At 67.3% G+C, this 16,747-nt stretch carries 18 protein-coding genes; 13 read left to right on the forward strand and 5 right to left on the reverse strand.

Annotated elements, in window-relative coordinates; all coding sequences use genetic code 11:
• Nucleotides 1–309: 309 nt before the first annotated feature.
• The 7 genes from SD196_RS12890 (at nt 310) to SD196_RS12920 (ending at nt 6,087) form a co-directional block, all read left to right on the forward strand.
• Nucleotides 310–1,476, forward strand: coding sequence for an acyl-CoA dehydrogenase family protein (locus tag SD196_RS12890; protein WP_370599497.1), 1,167 nt, complete (start codon nt 310–312; stop codon nt 1,474–1,476).
• Nucleotides 1,473–2,678 carry an acyl-CoA dehydrogenase family protein gene (locus SD196_RS12895; RefSeq protein WP_416311590.1) on the forward strand — a complete coding sequence of 402 codons (1,206 nt, stop codon included), beginning with the start codon at nt 1,473–1,475 and terminating at the stop codon, nt 2,676–2,678. The genes SD196_RS12890 and SD196_RS12895 overlap by 4 nt, the downstream gene beginning before the upstream one ends.
• Nucleotides 2,679–2,689: 11 nt before the next feature.
• Entirely contained in the window at nt 2,690–3,472 is a 783-nt protein-coding gene (locus SD196_RS12900; protein WP_416311591.1) for an SDR family oxidoreductase, read from the forward strand.
• A 1-nt stretch (nt 3,473) separates the two neighbouring features.
• Complete coding sequence (locus tag SD196_RS12905; RefSeq protein ID WP_416311592.1) at nt 3,474–3,932, forward strand: MaoC family dehydratase; 459 nt, start codon at nt 3,474–3,476, stop codon at nt 3,930–3,932.
• 138 nt (nt 3,933–4,070) lie between these two features.
• Nucleotides 4,071–5,273 carry an acetyl-CoA C-acyltransferase gene (locus SD196_RS12910; protein ID WP_275607283.1) on the forward strand — a complete coding sequence of 401 codons (1,203 nt, stop codon included), beginning with the start codon at nt 4,071–4,073 and terminating at the stop codon, nt 5,271–5,273.
• Nucleotides 5,270–5,656, forward strand: coding sequence for a nuclear transport factor 2 family protein (locus SD196_RS12915; protein ID WP_331314883.1), 387 nt, complete (start codon nt 5,270–5,272; stop codon nt 5,654–5,656). Before SD196_RS12910 ends, SD196_RS12915 begins: the two co-directional genes overlap by 4 nt.
• The gene (locus tag SD196_RS12920; RefSeq protein ID WP_275607281.1) at nt 5,653–6,087 is read left to right on the forward strand and encodes a nuclear transport factor 2 family protein; all 435 of its coding nucleotides are present in this window, start codon (nt 5,653–5,655) and stop codon (nt 6,085–6,087) included. Before SD196_RS12915 ends, SD196_RS12920 begins: the two co-directional genes overlap by 4 nt.
• Nucleotides 6,088–6,230: 143 nt before the next feature.
• Here SD196_RS12920 and SD196_RS12925 read toward each other — a convergent pair whose 3' ends face one another.
• Nucleotides 6,231–6,701, reverse strand: a complete 471-nt coding sequence (locus SD196_RS12925; protein ID WP_416311593.1) for an SRPBCC family protein — start codon at nt 6,699–6,701, stop codon at nt 6,231–6,233.
• 4 nt (nt 6,702–6,705) lie between these two features.
• The gene (locus SD196_RS12930) at nt 6,706–7,476 is read right to left on the reverse strand and encodes an SDR family oxidoreductase (RefSeq protein WP_416311594.1); all 771 of its coding nucleotides are present in this window, start codon (nt 7,474–7,476) and stop codon (nt 6,706–6,708) included.
• A gap of 452 nt (nt 7,477–7,928) precedes the next feature.
• On the opposite strand from SD196_RS12930, the gene SD196_RS12935 reads away from it, so the two are divergent.
• Genes SD196_RS12935 through dmpG form a run of 4 tightly spaced genes read left to right on the forward strand, consistent with a single transcriptional unit; the run spans nt 7,929 to nt 11,508 of the window.
• On the forward strand, nt 7,929–8,756 hold the full coding sequence (locus tag SD196_RS12935; RefSeq protein ID WP_275607278.1) for an alpha/beta fold hydrolase: 828 nt from the start codon (nt 7,929–7,931) through the stop codon (nt 8,754–8,756).
• Nucleotides 8,753–9,544 carry a fumarylacetoacetate hydrolase family protein gene (locus SD196_RS12940; RefSeq protein WP_275607277.1) on the forward strand — a complete coding sequence of 264 codons (792 nt, stop codon included), beginning with the start codon at nt 8,753–8,755 and terminating at the stop codon, nt 9,542–9,544. The genes SD196_RS12935 and SD196_RS12940 overlap by 4 nt, the downstream gene beginning before the upstream one ends.
• A gap of 9 nt (nt 9,545–9,553) precedes the next feature.
• Complete coding sequence (locus tag SD196_RS12945) at nt 9,554–10,462, forward strand: acetaldehyde dehydrogenase (acetylating) (protein ID WP_243807799.1); 909 nt, start codon at nt 9,554–9,556, stop codon at nt 10,460–10,462.
• 11 nt (nt 10,463–10,473) lie between these two features.
• Entirely contained in the window at nt 10,474–11,508 is a 1,035-nt protein-coding gene (gene dmpG, locus SD196_RS12950; RefSeq protein ID WP_370599491.1) for a 4-hydroxy-2-oxovalerate aldolase, read from the forward strand.
• 67 nt (nt 11,509–11,575) lie between these two features.
• Here dmpG and SD196_RS12955 read toward each other — a convergent pair whose 3' ends face one another.
• The 3 genes from SD196_RS12955 to SD196_RS12965 form a co-directional block, all read right to left on the reverse strand.
• Entirely contained in the window at nt 11,576–13,063 is a 1,488-nt protein-coding gene (locus SD196_RS12955; RefSeq protein WP_416311739.1) for a DHA2 family efflux MFS transporter permease subunit, read from the reverse strand.
• A gap of 71 nt (nt 13,064–13,134) precedes the next feature.
• Complete coding sequence (locus SD196_RS12960) at nt 13,135–14,259, reverse strand: HlyD family secretion protein (protein WP_275607275.1); 1,125 nt, start codon at nt 14,257–14,259, stop codon at nt 13,135–13,137.
• Nucleotides 14,260–14,275: 16 nt separating this feature from the next.
• Nucleotides 14,276–14,737, reverse strand: coding sequence for a winged helix-turn-helix transcriptional regulator (locus tag SD196_RS12965; RefSeq protein WP_416311595.1), 462 nt, complete (start codon nt 14,735–14,737; stop codon nt 14,276–14,278).
• A gap of 225 nt (nt 14,738–14,962) precedes the next feature.
• On the opposite strand from SD196_RS12965, the gene SD196_RS12970 reads away from it, so the two are divergent.
• Nucleotides 14,963–15,250, forward strand: coding sequence for a hypothetical protein (locus SD196_RS12970; protein WP_275607273.1), 288 nt, complete (start codon nt 14,963–14,965; stop codon nt 15,248–15,250).
• A gap of 161 nt (nt 15,251–15,411) precedes the next feature.
• The gene (locus SD196_RS12975; RefSeq protein WP_416311596.1) at nt 15,412–16,740 is read left to right on the forward strand and encodes an OprD family porin; all 1,329 of its coding nucleotides are present in this window, start codon (nt 15,412–15,414) and stop codon (nt 16,738–16,740) included.
• The last annotated feature ends 7 nt before the right edge of the window (nt 16,741–16,747 follow it).

Genomic DNA, 16,747 nt, shown 5'->3' on the forward strand with positions numbered 1-16,747 from the left:
CCGTGCAGGAGGAGGCCACGGTGTCAGCCGGTACGGACTGCTCCCTCTCCCAGGGGGAGAGGGTTGGGGTGAGGGGGAAAGCCCAGCTCGGGACTCGCCGGAAAAGACAGTTGCTCCCACAGGTTGAACGTCGGACCATCCCCAACGCGCTGAACGGCTCCTTCTCTCTATGGCCAAGGGCTCGCGAGCAAGCTCGCCCCTACACCATCCCCAAAAAATCATCGCTTTCCCCCACGTCCATTCGGACGATTCCCGCCCGGCCATCTCCCGCCAGACTGCCCTGCATCTGAACCCACAGGGCCGCTTCCCATGGAATTCGCCTTTACCGACGAGCAGGAGATGATCCGCGACAGCGCGGAAAGCTTCCTCGCCGATGCTTCACCCTCCAGCGCCGTGCGCGCGGCGATGGCCGCCGGCGGTCATGACCTGGCGCTCTGGCAGCGCATTCGCGATGAACTCGGCTGGCAGGCGCTGCTGGTGCCCGAGGCCCACGGCGGCCTGGGACTGGGCTTCGTCGAGCTGGCCATCGTCCAGGAGCAACTGGGCCGTCGCCTGGCGTCGCTGCCGTTCTTCGCCAGCACCCTGGCCGTGTGTGCGCTGCGCGTGCTCGGCAGCCAGGCGCAGCAGGCCCGCTGGTTGCCCGGCCTGGCCGAAGGCAGCCTGACCGCCACCCTGGCGCTGGGTGCCGAAGGTGCGCCGGAGGCCGGCTCGGTCCAGGTGCAGGTTCGCCCCGAAGGCGACGGTTTCGTCCTCGACGGCCGCCTGCGTCCGGTGCTCGACGGCCATAGCGCCGACCTGCTGTTGATCCCCGCACGCCTGGCCGGCAGCCAAGGCGAGGAGGGCATTTGCCTGTTCGCCGTGCCTGCCGCCAGCGAAGGTCTGCAGCGCCGCGCATTGCCGACGCTGGATCAGACCCGCCAGCTGGCCGAGGTCGAGCTGAACGGTCTCTACCTGTCCGCCGAGGCCCTGCTGGGCGCGGCTGGCACCGCCTGGCCGGCGCTGTGCAAGGTGCTGCAGCTGGCCGCCGTGACCCTGGCCGCCGAGCAGGTTGGCGGCGCCCAACAGGCGCTCGACCTGACCGTCGCCTACACCCAGGAACGCCGTCAGTTCGGCCGCCCGGTGGGCAGCTTCCAGGCGCTCAAGCACCGCATGGCGGACATGATGCTGCAGGTGGAATGCGCGCGCTCCGCGCTCTACTACGCCGCCTGCGTGGCCCAGGAGGCGCTGGACGAACAGGGTGATGCCGCGCTCGCCGCCGAGCTGCCGCTGGCCGCTGCGCTGGCCAAGTCCCAGGCCTCGGAAGCCTTCTTCCATGGCGCCGCCGAGTCGATCCAGCTGCACGGCGGGGTCGGCTTCACCTGGGAATACGACCCGCACCTGTATTTCAAGCGCGCCCGCGCCAGCGAGAGCCTGTTCGGCACGCCGGCCTGGCACCGTGAGCGCATTGCTGCCGCCATCCTGGAGGACCGCCCATGAAGATCGGATTCGACGCCGCCGACGAGGCCTTCCGCGCTGAAGTCGCCCAGTGGCTGGCGGACAACCTGCGTGGCGAGTTCGAGCCGCTGCGTTTCCGTGGCGGCCCGGGCGACGAACACAGCTTCCCCGAGGAGCGCAAAGCCTGGGAACGCAAGCTCGCCGAGGGCGGCTGGACCTGCGTGGGCTGGGCCAAGGAGCACGGCGGGCGCGGCCTGTCGATCAACCAGCAGGTGATCTTCCACGAGGAATACGCCCGTGCCGGCGGCCCCGGCCGCATGGGGCACATCGGCGAGGGCCTGGCTGGCCCGACCATTGCCGCTTTCGGCACCGACGAGCAGAAGAGCCGCCTGTTGCCGGGTATCGTCAGCGGCCGTGAGTTCTGGTGCCAGGGCTACTCCGAACCGGGCGCCGGTTCTGACCTTGCTGCCGTTAAGACCCGCGCCACTTTCGACGCCGAGCGCAACGTCTGGCGCATCAACGGGCAGAAGGTCTGGACCTCGCTGGCCCACGAATCCGACTGGTGCTTCGTCATCGCCCGCTCCGAGCAGGGCAGTGTCGGCCATCACGGCCTGGCCTTCCTGCTGGTGCCGATGAACCAGACGGGCATCACCGTGCGGCCGATCGAACAACTGACCGGCACCTCCGAATTCAACGAGGTGTTCTTCGACGACGCCGAGACCGCCGCCGAGAACCTGCTCGGCGCGCCGGGTGACGGCTGGAAGATCGCCATGGCGCTGCTGGGCTTCGAGCGTGGCGTGTCCACCCTCGGCCAGCAGATGCAGTTCCAGAACGAACTGGACGAGATCATCCGCATCGCCCGCGCCAACGGCGCCGCCCGCGATCCGCTGCTGCGTCAGCGCCTCGCCGAGGCCTGGGGCGGGCTCAAGGTGCTGCGCTACAACTCGCTGCGCATGCTCTCGGGCGACCAGAACACCGGCCTGCGCCGCGAAGCGCTGATCTACAAGCTGTGCTGGTCCGACTGGCACGCGCGCCTGGGCAAGCTGGCCATGGACGTGCTCGGCGCCGAGGCGGAAATCCTCGACGGCGGCCCCTACCAGCTGAGCCGCCTGCAGGGCCTGTTCCTGTTCAGCCGCTCCGACACCATCTACGGCGGCAGCAACGAGATCCAGCGCAACCTCATCGCCGAGCGTGCCCTCGGCCTGCCCAAAGAACCCAAGGTGGCCCGCCAGGTCCCGCAGTAAGGAGACATACCATGCTCAAACCCGAATACGTATCCGGCCGTGGCCTGCTGCGCGCCAAGTCGGTGCTGATCACGGCCGCCGCGGGCGCCGGCATCGGCTTTTCCGCCGCCCTGCGCGCCGCCGAGGAAGGCTGCCGCGCGCTGATGATCAGCGACATCCATGAGGGCCGCCTGAACGAGGCTGTTGAGCGCATCCGCCAGGCCTGCGGCCTGCAGGCGGTGTACGGGCAGGTCTGCAACGTCACCAACGAGGAACAGGTACGCGCCCTGGTGGCCGCCGCCGAGGAGCGTCTGGGCGGCGTCGACGTGCTGATCAACAACGCCGGGCTGGGCGGCTCCCGCTCGCTGGTGGAGATGACCGACGAGGAGTGGAACCGCGTCCTCGACGTCACCCTCACCGGCACCATGCGCATGACCCGCGCCATGCTGCCGTACATGATGGAGCGCCGCGCCGGCGCCATCGTCAACAACGCCTCGGTGCTCGGCTGGCGCGCGCAGAAGGAGCAGAGCCACTACGCCGCGGCCAAGGCCGGGGTGATGGCGCTGACCCGCTGCGCCGCCGTGGAAGCGGCCGAGCACGGCATCCGCATCAACGCGGTGAGTCCGAGCATCGCCCTGCACGACTTCCTGCGCAAATCCGCGCCGCAGGAGCTGCTGGACAAGCTGGCCGCCAACGAAGCCTTCGGCCGTGCCGCCGAGGTCTGGGAAATCGCCAACGTGATGATGTTCCTGGCCAGCGACTACAGCTCCTACATGACCGGCGAAGTGCTGTCGGTCTCCAGCCAGAGGGCCTGATATGGCACGCGTCTTCGAACATCCGCAAGAGCTGCTGGCCTGTGTCGGCGAAGTCCTCGGCGAGAGCGACTGGATCACCGTCGAGCAGTCGCGCATCGACCAGTTCGCCGAAGCGACCGGCGACCATCAGTGGATTCATGTCGACCCTGTGCGCGCGGCGAGCGGCCCCTACGGCACCTGCATCGCCCACGGCTACCTGACGCTGTCGCTGGTCAACCTGTTCCTGCCGCAGATCGTCGAGGTGCGCGGCATTTCCATGGGCGTCAACTACGGCTGTGACCGCGTGCGCTTCCCCAACGTGGTCAAGGCCGGCGCCCGCGTGCGCGGCCGCGCCGAGCTGGTCGCCGCCGAGGCGGTGAAGGGCGCGGTGCAGTCCACCGTGCGCGTCAGCGTAGAGATCGAGGGCGAAGACCGCCCCGGCTGCGTGGTGGACACCATCAGCCGTTACTTCCCACTTTGAAGAGCTACCCCGTCTGAGGAGCTGCTCGTAGGGCGAATAACCTGGAACAGGTTATCCGCCGGCCTTGGGTCGGCGGATAACGCTGGCGCGTTATGCGCCCTACGAAGGCTGAAACCCGGAACTACCTGAGGATTCGCAATGAGAGAAGCCGTCATCGTCTCCACCGCCCGTACCGCCATCGGCAAGGCCTTCCGCGGAGCCTTCAACGACACCGAGGCGCCCGCCATGGGCGGCGCGGTGGTGGCCGAGGTGGTGCGTCGCGCCGGCGTCGAGCCGGGCGAGGTGGAGGACGTCATCATGGGCGCCGCCGCCCAGCAGGGCACCCAGGCCTACAACCTCGGCCGCCTCTGCGCCATTGCCGGTGGCCTGCCGTCGAGCGTGGCCGGCATGGCGGTGGAGCGCCAGTGCGCCTCCGGCCTGATGAGCATCGCCATCGCCGCCAAGTCGATCGCCTGCAACGAGCTGGACATCGCCGTGGCCGGCGGCCTGGAGTCCATCTCCCTGGTGCAGAACAAGCACAAGAATGCCTACCGCAACCAGTCGCAGATCGTGCTGGAACGCGACCCGGCGGCCTATATCCCGATGATCGAGACCGCCGAGATCGTCGCCGCCCGCTACGGCATCAGCCGCGAAGCCCAGGACGCCTACTCGCTGCGCAGCCAGCAGCGCACCGCCGCAGCCCAGCGCGACGGCCTGTTCGCCGACGAGATCCTGCCGATGCGCGCGCAGCGCCTGGTGGTGGACAAGGCCACCGGCGAGAGCCGTCACGAAGCCGTGCTGATCGACCGCGACGAATGCAACCGCGCCGACACCACCCTGGCTAGCCTCGCTGCGCTGGAGCCGGTATGGCAGGGCGGCCAGTGGACCGGGGCGGGCCAATTCATCACTGCCGGCAACGCATCGCAACTTTCCGATGGCGCCTCGGCCTCGCTGCTGATGGAAGCCCGCGAAGCCGAGCGCCGTGGCCTGCAGCCGTTGGGCATCTACCGTGGCCTGGCGGTGGCCGGCTGCAACGCCGACGAGATGGGCATCGGCCCGGTCTTCGCGGTACCCAAGCTGCTCAAGCGCCACGGCCTGAAGGCGGACGACATCGGCCTGTGGGAGCTCAACGAGGCCTTCGCCTGCCAGGTGCTGTTCTGCCAGGACAAGCTGGGCATCCCCGACGAGCGCCTGAACGTCAACGGCGGCGCCATCGCCATCGGCCATCCATTCGGCATGTCCGGCGCGCGCATGGCCGGTCACGCGCTGCTGGAAGGTCGTCGCCGCGGCGTGCGCTACGTGGTGGTGAGCATGTGCATCGGCGGTGGCATGGGCGCGGCCGCGCTGTTCGAGGTGGCCTGATGGACGCGCAACTGGTCCGCCGGCGCATGGCGCGTTACGTGGAACTGGTGGATGCCGGCGACATCGACGGCATCCTGTCGCTCTACGCCGATGACGCGGTGGTCGAGGACCCGGTGGGCGCCAAGCCCCTGGTCGGGATCGAGGCCATCGCCCGTTTCTACCGCGAGGGCCTGGGCCGCGCCGAGGCGAGCGCCCAGCTCACCGGGCCGGTGCGGGTCACCGGCAACGGCTGCGGGGCGATGCCGTTCCGTGTCGACCTGATCTGGAACGGCGAACCCTGCAGCCTGCACGTGATCGACGTGATGGAGTTCGACGCCCACGGCCGCATTCGTTCGATGAAAGCCTACTGGGGTGACCTCAACGTGGAACGGAGACCGGAATGAACCTGGAACAACGACTCGAGCGCCTGGAGGCGCTCGAAGCCATCCGCCAACTCAAGCACCGCTACCTCAATGCCTGCGACCTGAAGGACGTGGAGGCGATTCGCGCGTGCTTCGCCGGCGGCGAGGTGCTGATCGACTACGGCCCGCTGGGCGTATTCCGTGACCGCGAGCCGTTCCTGGCGCTGTACCAGGAGTTGGCCTGCGTGCCACGGGTGATCGACCTGCACCACGCGGCCAACCCGGAGATCGAGCTGGAGGATGCCGACAACGCCCGCGCGCGCTGGGCCCTGCATTACCAGAACCGCGACGGCGAGACCGGGTCAACCCGCCAACTGGGCGGCTTCTACCAGGACCGCTACCGGCGCGTCGACGGCCAGTGGCGGATCGTCGAGACGACCTTCCGCGGGCATTTCGAGGTGGCACGGGACTAACCGCCGGGACGTGCTTTTGTTCTTCGTAGGAGCGAGCTTGCTCGCGAACCCAGGCCCCGCAGCGGGGATTGTTCGCGAGCAAGCTCGCTCCTACAGGGATGCTGCGCTCCTGCGCACGTCCATCTCACGGACGACACTCAAGGTCAGCCAGCGTAATCCGGATTCTGGCTCTTGCCCGTTTCGTAAAACGCCTTGAGGTTCACCGCGATCTTCGCCACGGTCTTCTTCAGCGCACCAGCCAGCAACCATTCGCCAAGACGACCGCCACGCAGCTCGCCATCCAGGCTCAGGCTCAAACGGGTACGCCCACCGCTTTCAGGGTGCAGCGCGTAGCGGAAACTGGCCTCGCGGAAGGGGAAGGGCGGTCCCTGCTCGGCGCGGTGCAGGCGCAGCACCAGGCCCTGGCCTTCGCGCCACTCGACCACGCTTTCATCGAGGAAGCCGCGCTTCATCAGCACCCGGCGGCTGGCGCCCAGCCCGTCACGGGGGCCGGGGTGGAATTCGCAGCCGGTCAGGCCGGGCACGTAGTGCGGCGCCAGGCTCAGGTCGCGCAGGCGGTTCCAGGCCGCGTCCGGGTTGAGGTCGAGGATGAGTTCGTGACGGGCGCTGAGCATGTGCTTACCCCTGCGCCGCTTCGAGGAAGGCCGGCCGCTCGCCGCCGCCGTGCACGGCGATTTCGGCGCCGCTGACATACGTGGCCATCGACGAGGCCAGGTACAGGCAGGCATCGCCGATGTCGCCCGGCTCCGCCAGGCGCGCCAGCGGAATGGTGTCGGCCACGCGCTGAATACCGTCCTCGTCGCCATAGTGCAGGTGGCTCTGTTCGGTGCGGATCAGGCCGCCGATCACGGCGTTCACCCGTACCTTCGGCGCCCATTCCACCGCCAGCGAACGGCCCAGGTTGAGCAGCCCGGCCTTGGCCGCGCCGTAGGCGGCGGTGCCGGGGGAGGGGCGCACGGCGCTGACGCTGCAGATATTGACGATGGCGCCGCCGCCGGCCTGCTTCTGCATGCGCTGGTTGGCCAGCTGGCAGAGGTTCAGCGGGGCCAGCAGGTTGAGCCGTACTATGGCCTCGGAGAAGCGCGGCGAGGCATCGGCGGCATCGGCATAGGGTGCACCGCCGGCATTGTTGATCAGCACGTCGAGGCGCCCGTGGCGCTCGTCGATGGCGGCCATCAGCGCCTGCAACTGCTCGAAGTCGCGCACGTCGCAGGGGATGAACCAGGCTTCGCGCCCCGCGTGGCTGGGCAGTTGCGCGGGGGCTTCGCGTCCGCAGATCACCACTTCGGCGCCCTGTTCCAGGAATCGCTGGCTGATGCCCCGGCCAACGCCCTTGCCGCCGCCGGTGACCAGCACCACCTGGCCGCTGAAATCCAATGCTCGTGTCATGTCCGCTCCTCGATGGGGAAGGCTTCCAGCCTAGGCGCGCCGGCCTCTCGCGCCCACGTCCGAAGGGACTAGGGCGGCGCCTATGTTCGACCATGGTGTTGGCGGTAGGCGAGGTAAATCGGCGTACAACCGCGAACGGTTGTACGCCCTGCGCCAGGGTTGAGCCTGGCGCGTGGCTGGCCTTCGGCCCCTCACCCTAGCCCTCTCCCGGAGGGAGAGGGGACCGTTCGGTGCAGGAGGTAACCATGGCGTCAGCCGGTTCGGACGGCTCCCTCTCCCGGAGGGAGAGGGCTGGGGTGAGGGGGAATCGTAGGCACGGACTTTCCTGGCGGCATCAGCCCGTAGGATGGGTGGTCATCGCGCACGAAATCCCCCGTAGTCCTCTCGGACGATGTGTCGCCCTCCCAGGCGCCGAAATAATCCCGGCACATTCCCCTCCCTGGAGCGACGCCATGGCCGCCTTGCCGCAAGGGCACTTCGTCACCCTCAACGACGGACTCCGATTGCATTACCTGGACAACGGCAGCGGCGACGCCGTGCTGTTCATCCATGGCAGCGGCCCCGGCGCCAGCGGCCACAGCAACTTCAAGCTGAACTACCCGGAATTCGCCGCCGCCGGCCATCGCGTGCTGGTCCCGGACCTGCCCGGCTACGGCGCCAGCGACAAGCCGGAAACCGACTACACCCTGGACTTCTTCGTCGACGCCATGTTCGGCCTGCTCGACGCCCTGGACATCCCGCGCTGCACCCTGGTGGGCAACTCCCTGGGCGGCGCCATCGCCATCAAGATGGCCCTCGACCAGCCGCAGCGCATCGCGCGCCTGGTGCTGATGGCGCCCGGCGGGCTGATGGAGAAGGAGCAGTACTACCTGCAGATGGAAGGCATCCAGAAGATGGGCGCCGCCTTCGCCAACGGCGAGCTGAACGACGCCGACGGCATGCGCCGCCTGCTTTCGCTGCAGCTATTCGATCCCTCGCAGATCAGCGACGAGACGGTCAACGAGCGCGTCGCCGTGGTGCTGGAGCAGCCGCGCTGCGTGCTGACCCGCATGCAGGTGCCGAACCTGGCCGGGCGCGTGGCCGAACTGTCCTGCCCGATCCTCGGCTTCTGGGGCATGAACGACAAATTCTGCCCGTCCAGCGGCGCGCAGACGCTGATGGACGCCTGCCGCAACATCCGCTTCGTGCTGCTCAGCGAGTGCGGGCACTGGGTGATGGTCGAGCACCGTGCGCTGTTCAACCGCGAAGTGCTGGCCTTCCTCGAGGAGACCCCGGCATGAGCGAGGTTCTCCAGCGGCAGCACGCCGACGAACTCTACGCCGCCCTGGTCGAGGGTCGCACCCTGGCGCCGCTGACCGAGCGCTGGGCGCAGATCGGCATCGAGGACGCCTACCGCATCTCCCAGCACATGCTGCAACGGCGCCTGGCCGACGGCGACGAGCTGGTGGGCAAGAAGATCGGCGTCACCTCCGAGGCCGTGCAGCGCATGCTCAACGTGCACCAGCCGGACTTCGGGTTCATCACCCGCAAGATGTGGTTCGCCAACGGCGCCGACATCTCGCTGTCGGAAAACCGCCTGATCCAGCCGCGCGCCGAAGGCGAGATCGCCTTCCGCCTCAAGCGCGACCTCAAGGGTCCCGGTGTCACCGAGGCCGACGTGCTGGAGGCCACCGAATGCGTGATGGCCTGCTTCGAGATCGTCGACTCGCGCATCCACGACTGGAAGATCCGCATCCAGGACACCGTGGCCGACAACGCTTCCTGCGGCGTGTTCGTGCTCGGCGAGGTGGAGCGCGACCCGCGTGAGCTGGACCTGCCCAACCTGCACATGCGCGTGCGCAAGAACGGCGTGCAGATCAGCGAGGGCCTGGGCTCGGCGGTGCAGGGCAATCCGCTCACCGCCGTGGCCTGGCTGGCCAACACCCTGGGCGCCTTCGGCATCCCCTTCAAGGCCGGCGAAATCATCCTCTCCGGCTCGCTGGTACCACTGGAACCGGCGAAGGCAGGCGACCGTTTCGAACTGGACATCGACGGCCTGGGCAGCGCCCAGGTGTCCTTCCGTGCATAGGAGTCATCCATGAGCAAGAAACTCAGGGCCGCGATCATCGGCCCCGGCAACATCGGCACCGACCTGCTGATGAAGATGCGCAGGTCCGAGTGGATCGAACCGGTCTGGATGGTCGGTGTCGACCCGTCTTCCGACGGCCTGGCGCGCGCCCGTGAATTCGGCCTGAAGACCACTTCCGACGGCGTCGACGGCCTGCTGCCGCACGTGCTGGACGACGACATCCGCATCGCCTTCGATGCCACCTCCGCCTACGTCCACGCCGAGAACAGCCGCAAGCTCAACGCGCTGGGCGTGATCATGGTCGACCTGACCCCGGCCGCCATCGGCCCGTTCTGCGTGCCGCCGGTGAACCTCGCCGAGCACGCCGGCAACCTGGCGATGAACGTCAACATGGTCACCTGCGGCGGCCAGGCCACCATCCCGATGGTGGCGGCGGTCTCAAGGGTGCAGCCGGTGGACTACGCCGAGATCGTCGCCACCGTGTCCTCCCGTTCGGTCGGGCCGGGCACGCGCAAGAACATCGACGAATTCACCCGCACCACCGCCGGCGCCATCGAGCAGGTGGGCGGCGCCAAGCAAGGCAAGGCGATCATCGTCATCAACCCGGCCGAGCCGCCGCTGATGATGCGCGACACCATTCACTGCCTGACTGCGACCGCGCCGGACCAGGCGGCCATCCGCGCCTCGGTGCACGAGATGATCCGCGAGGTGCAGCGCTACGTGCCGGGCTACAAGTTGATCAACGGCCCGGTGTTCGATGGCAACCGCGTCTCGGTGTACCTGGAAGTGGAAGGCCTGGGCGACTACCTGCCCAAGTCCGCCGGCAACCTCGACATCATGACCGCCGCCGGTCTGCGCACCGCCGAGATGTTCGCCGAACAAGCCCACCAGGGCGCCCTGCAATTGCCGGCCCGCTAAGGAGAATCAGCATGAACCTGCAAGGTAAGAAGGTCCGCCTGCACGACATGAGCCTGCGCGACGGCATGCACGCCAAGCGCCATCAGATCAGCCTGGAGCAGATGGTTTCCGTCGCCACCGGCCTGGACGAGGCCGGCGTGCCGCTGATCGAGATCACCCATGGCGACGGCCTGGGCGGCGCCTCGGTGAACTACGGCTTCCCGGCCCACACCGACCGCGAATACTTCGAGGCGGTGATTCCCAAGCTCAAGCAGGCCAAGGTCTCGGCGCTGCTGCTGCCGGGCATCGGCACCGTCGAGCACCTGAAGATGGCCCATGGCTGCGGCGTGTCCACCATCCGCGTGGCGACCCACTGCACCGAGGCGGACGTCTCCGAGCAGCACATCGGCATGTCCCGCGAGATGGGCCTGGATACCGTGGGCTTCCTGATGATGGCGCACATGGTCAGCGCCGAGCAGCTGCTGGAACAGGCGCGGCTGATGGAAAGCTTCGGCGCCAACTGCATCTACTGCACTGATTCGGCGGGCTACATGCTGCCCGATGAAGTCAGCCAGAAGATCGGCCTGCTGCGCGCCGAGCTGAAAGCGAACACCGAGATCGGCTTCCACGGCCACCACAACATGGGCATGGCCATCGCCAACTCCCTGGCCGCCATCGAGGCCGGTGCCGCGCGCATCGACGGTTCGGTCGCGGGCCTGGGCGCCGGCGCCGGCAACACCCCACTGGAAGTCTTCGTCGCCGTGCTCAAGCGCATGGGCGTGGACAGCGGCGTGGACCTGTACCGCATCATGGACGTCGCCGAAGACCTGGTGGTGCCGATGATGGACCACCCGATCCGCCTCGACCGCGATGCACTGACCCTGGGTTATGCCGGCGTGTACAGCTCCTTCCTGCTGTTCGCCAAGCGCGCCGAGGCCCGCTACGGCATCTCCGCCCGCGAGCTGCTGGTGGAGCTGGGTCGCCGTGGCACCGTGGGCGGCCAGGAAGACATGATCGAGGACCTGGCGCTGACCATGGCGGCCAAGGCGGGTCTGCTGCCGACCTGATACGTGGCAATACAGGCAGGGTGATTCCTGGGCGACCAGGGTCACCCTGTTTTCATTTCTGCGCCATTCAATGGGCGTCGGCCGACGGCTGCGACGGCGGGGCGATCTTGTGCATCAGCGGGATCAGCAGCAGCGTGACCGCAAAGCACACGCCGATGATCAGGAAGGCATCGGAGAAGGTCATGGTCTGCGCTTCGCGGAAGGTCAGGTTCCACAGCTGCCGCAGGGCCTGCTGGCTGACTTCCCCGGCGGATTCCCAGTGCGGCGCCAGCCAGTCGCCGAGGGCTTCGTTGCGCGCGTTCAGGTGTTCGGCCAGGCGCAGGAAGTGCAGGTTGGTGCGGTCGTTGAGCACGGTGGCGCAGGCGGCGATGCCGATGGCCCCGCCCAGGTTGCGCATCAGGTTGAACAGCCCGGAGGCCAGTTTCAGTCGTGCCGGCGGCAGCGAGCCGAGCGCCAGGGTCACGGTGGGGGCCACGCTGAACTGCTGCGCCATGCCGCGCAGCGCTTGCGGCAGCATCAGCTGGGCGGCGCCCCAGTCATGGGTGATGGGGGAGAACTCCCACATCGACAGGGCGAACATGCCCAGGCCCAGCGCCAGTATCCAGCGCAGGTCGAAGCGCTTGGCCAGGGCCGCGTAGATCGGGATGCTCATGACCTGGAAAATGCCCGTGGAGAACACCGCCAGGCCAATGTCCAGGGCGCTGTAGCCGCGCACCCGGCCGAGGAACAGCGGGGTCAGGTAGATGGTGGCGAAGATGCCGATGCCGGTGACGAAGGAGAACAGGCAGCCCAGGGCGAAGTTGCGCTCCTTGAGGGCGCGCAGGTCGACGATGGGGTTCTTCGAGGTCAGGCTGCGGGCGATGAAGGCCACGCCGGTAAGGCCGGAGATCCAGGCGGTGGCGAGGATGGTGTCATCGCTGAACCAGTTCCACCGCGGGCCTTCCTCCATGGTGTATTCCAGGCAGCCGAGGAATACCGCCATCAGCAGCATGGCCGGGTAGTCGGCGCCTTTCACCAGCGACCAGTCAGGCTTGTCGATGCGCACCATGATCGGCACCACGATGGCGACGAACAGGCCGGGCACCAGATTGATGTAGAACAGCCAGGGCCAGGAGGAAATGTCGGTGATCCAGCCGCCGACCACCGGGCCCATGGTTGGTGCGAGGGAGGCAATTCCACCGATGGTGGCGGCCACCACCACGCGCTGCTTGCCGTCGAAGTAGAGGAAGCCGGTGGTGAACACCATGGGGATCATCGAACCGCCGAGAAACCCTTGAAGCGCGCGGAAGGCGATCATGCTCTGGATGTTCCAGGCCATGGCGCAGAGCAGGCTGGTGAGGGTGAAGCCCAGGGCCGAGGCGGCGAACAGCCAGCGGGTGGACATCACCTTGGACAACCAGCCGGACAGCGGGATGACGATGATCTCGGCGATCAGGTAGCTGGTCTGCACCCAGGCGATGTCGTCCGCACCCGCCGAGAGGCCGCCGCCGATGTCGCGCAGCGAGGCGGAGACGATCTGGATGTCGATCAGGGCGATGAACATGCCCACGCACATGCAGGCGAAGGCGATCACCTTCTGCCGGGTGGACAGGCTCTCGACCGCCACCACGTCATCCGACCAGAAGTTCACGGCCGCTGCTCCTGGGCCACGCGCGGATCGACCTCGTGGCGGTGTTCGCGGGTGTCCACCTCGACCACCACCGAGAGGCCGGGGCGCAGGTCGCCGAGCTTGCCGTCCGCCGCGTCGAGGTGCACGCGCACCGGCACGCGCTGGACGATCTTGGTGAAGTTGCCGGTGGCGTTCTCCGGCGGAAGGATGCTGAACTGCGCGCCGGTGGCCGGCGCCAGGCTGTCCAGGTGGCCGTGGAAGACCTTGCCCGGCAGGATGTCGGCCTCGATGGTCACCGCCTGGCCGGCTTTCATGTGCGCCAACTGGTCCTCCTTGAAGTTGGCGTCCACCCACAGTCCTTGTGCGGGCACCACCGCGAGCAACTGGGTGCCGGCGGAAACATAACCGCCCACCCGGCCCCGGCGGTTGCCGATGTAACCGTCCACCGGCGCGCGCAGCTCGGTGTAGCCCACGTCCAGCCGGGCCCGGTCGCGTTCGGCGACGGCCTGCTCCAGAGCGGCCTGGGCCTGCTGCCGCTGGCTCTGGATCACGTCCAGCTGGCGGCGCGCGGCGAGCAGGGTGGCACGGGCCTTGTCACTGTTGGCGCGAGCGGTTTTCCAGCTGGCGTCGGCGCGTTGCGCGGCCTCCACCGAAACGGCGTTGGTGCGCACCAGGGTGGCGTAGCGGCGCTGGTCGTCGCGGGTGCGGGTTTCCTCGGCGCTGGCCGCATCAATTTCCGCCTGGCTCTGGCGGATCAGCGCGTCCTGCAGCGCCGCCTGGGCATCGACGTTGACCAGCAGCGCCTGCTCGGCATGCACCGCGCCTTCGGCCTTGGCCAGTGCCGCGCGGTAATCGCGGTCGTCGATGCGCGCCAGCAGGTCGCCGGCGTGGACGAACTGGTTGTCGCTGACTTTCAACTCGGTGATGTAGCCGGCCACGCGTGGGCTGATGACGGTGACGTCGCCACCGACATAGGCATCGTCGGTTTCCTCCAGGAAGCGGGCGTCGAGCCACCAGTGACCGGCATAGGCGGCGACGCCGAGCAGCGCCGCGCCAACGACGGCCAGCTTGAGCGCCTTGCGCGATCTGGGTTTGACCGTGTCGGCGGCCGGGGCGGAGACAATGGAGACGGGCTGGTTCATGGCGGCTACCGTTCGTTCAGGCGTGGGTGGGGGAAAGCAGGGCGCCGTCGCGACGGCGGATCTGGTGCTGCGGCCCGATGGGCTCGCCGCTCTCGGCATCGACCAGGGCGATCTGTACCGGCTGGCCATTGCGCGTATCGATCAGTTGCACCGCGCCGCTCCCAGCGGCGTGGCGCTGGCCCCACTGCAGCAGGGTCAGCAGCACCGGACGCAGCTCACGGCCGGCGTCGGTAAGCAGGTACTCGTAACGCGGCGGGTGGTCGTTGTAGCGGCTGCGCTCGAGCAGGCCGCTGTCGACCAGGGCGCGCAGCCGGCGGGTCAGCACGTTGCTGGCGATGCCCAGGTGGGCGCTGAACTGCTCGAAGCGGCTGGAGCCATAGAAGGCTTCGCGCAGGATCAACACGTTCCAGCTGTCGCCGACCAGGTCCAGCGCCTGGGCGACGGGGCAGGGCATGTGGTCGAAGCGGCTTTTGCGCATGGCGGTCAACCTCTTTAGATTAATATCGTCATCTAATCAGGGCGCTCTGAAACGGCCTCTGCAAAGCGGAGGGGAAAGCGCCTTGGCTAAATATTATGGTTGTAATCTAATCCGGTGACTTGCTTTGCGCAAGTGACTCCGAAAGGAAGGGACGAACGGCGGAAGCGGGCATTCGCCGGCCACTGGGACGACCCTGATGCTTCGCCAGGCAAGTGGCCCGATCCCGTGGCGGAACATGTGGGAACCGGCGCTTCAGTTCAGCGCGAAGAGCAAGGCTTGATTCGAATAACAACTCGCGAAGTGCTGCCGATAGTTCATCGCGTGAAACCCCCGATCAATAACGGAACGTACGTCCTGAGCATTTTTGCGGGCAATAAAAAAAGCCGCCTGGGGGAGGCGGCCAAACCAAAGGACGATGAAGTGGAGCAGTCTGCCGACCGCTCTGGAGCGGGCGTCCGGCAGCACGTGCTGTTCATCTGGGCCAATCTTAATGGCCTACCCGGCGGATACTGAATCGATTGTTCTGATATTGAGTATCGACGTGGCTTGTTGGTGGCGAAGTACCCGGATTGTTATCTCTTGGCCCGTTCTGTGACGTGCAGAAACAGCATAAGAACCATTGCGTCAGTTGCGCTTGAACACCTGCCAGGATAATTCCAACAAAGGGGTAGAAGATGTCCGCGTTCCGTCTCTCCATGCTCGGCGCATTGGTCGCCGGCATTCCGTTCCAGTTGGCCCATGCGGCCGCCGTTTCCGACCAGTCCGAGGCCACCGGCTTCATCGAGGGCAGCAGCGCGAACCTGCTGTTGCGCAACTACTACTACAACAGCGACCGCAAGTCCGGCGCCCGCGACCGCCGCGACTGGACCCAGGGCTTCACCCTCAACTACAGCTCCGGCTTCACCCAGGGCACGGTGGGCTTCGGCGTCGAGGCGTTCGGCAACTGGGGTATCCGCCTGGATGGCGGGGCGGGCACCTCCGGCACCGGCAACCTGCCGGTGCGCGACGACGGCTCCCCCGAAAGCGAATACGGCCGCGCCGGAGGCGCGCTGAAACTGCGGGTGTCGAAGACCGAACTGCGCTGGGGCGACCTGCAACCCCAGGCGCCGGTGTTTGCCGCTGGCGGCAGCCGCCTGTTCCCGCAGACGGCGACCGGTTTCAACCTGCTCAGCAGCGAGATCGACGGGCTGGACCTGGACGGTGGCCACTTCACCGGCGGCAACGGACCGGTCACTACCAATGGCGACCACGGTATCTGGGCCTCCTACGCCAACGTCGAGGCCAGCAGCATCGACTACGTCGGTGGCAAATACGCGGTCAACGAAAGCCTGAGCCTGTCGCTCTACGCCTCCCAGTTGGAAGACGTGTGGCGCCAGTACTACGGCAACGCCAACTACACGCTGCCGCTGGCCGATCAGCAGTCGCTGAACTTCGACTTCAATATCTACCGCACCAACGACGACGGCAGCGCCAAGGCCGGCGAGATCAGCAACACCACCTGGTCGTTCGCCACTGCCTACAACTTCCTCACCGCGCACACCGTCACCCTGGCCTACCAGAAGGTCCACGGCGACACGCCGTTCGACTACGTCGCCTTCGGCCTCAATGGGCCTGGCGATACCGCCGACTCGATCTTCCTCGCCAACTCGATCCAGTACTCGGACTTCAACGGCCCGGAAGAGAAATCCTGGCAGGCGCGCTACGACCTCAACATGAGCAGCTACGGCGTACCCGGCCTGAGCTTCATGGCGCGCTACGTCAACGGCCATGGCATCGACGGCTCGAAGATGGCAGCCGACAGCCAATACCGTGGCTACAACTACGGCGAGGACGGCAAGCACCACGAGACCAACCTGGAAGCCAAGTACGTGGTGCAATCCGGGCCGGCCAAGGACCTGTCGCTGCGCCTGCGCGAGGCGATCCACCGGGGCAACGCCGACCAGGCCGAGGGTGACGTCAACGAGTTCCGGCTGATCGTCGACTACCCGATCTCGATTCTCTGATCACGAC

The organism is Pseudomonas macauensis, assembly GCF_047902425.1.
Classification (GTDB): domain Bacteria; phylum Pseudomonadota; class Gammaproteobacteria; order Pseudomonadales; family Pseudomonadaceae; genus Pseudomonas.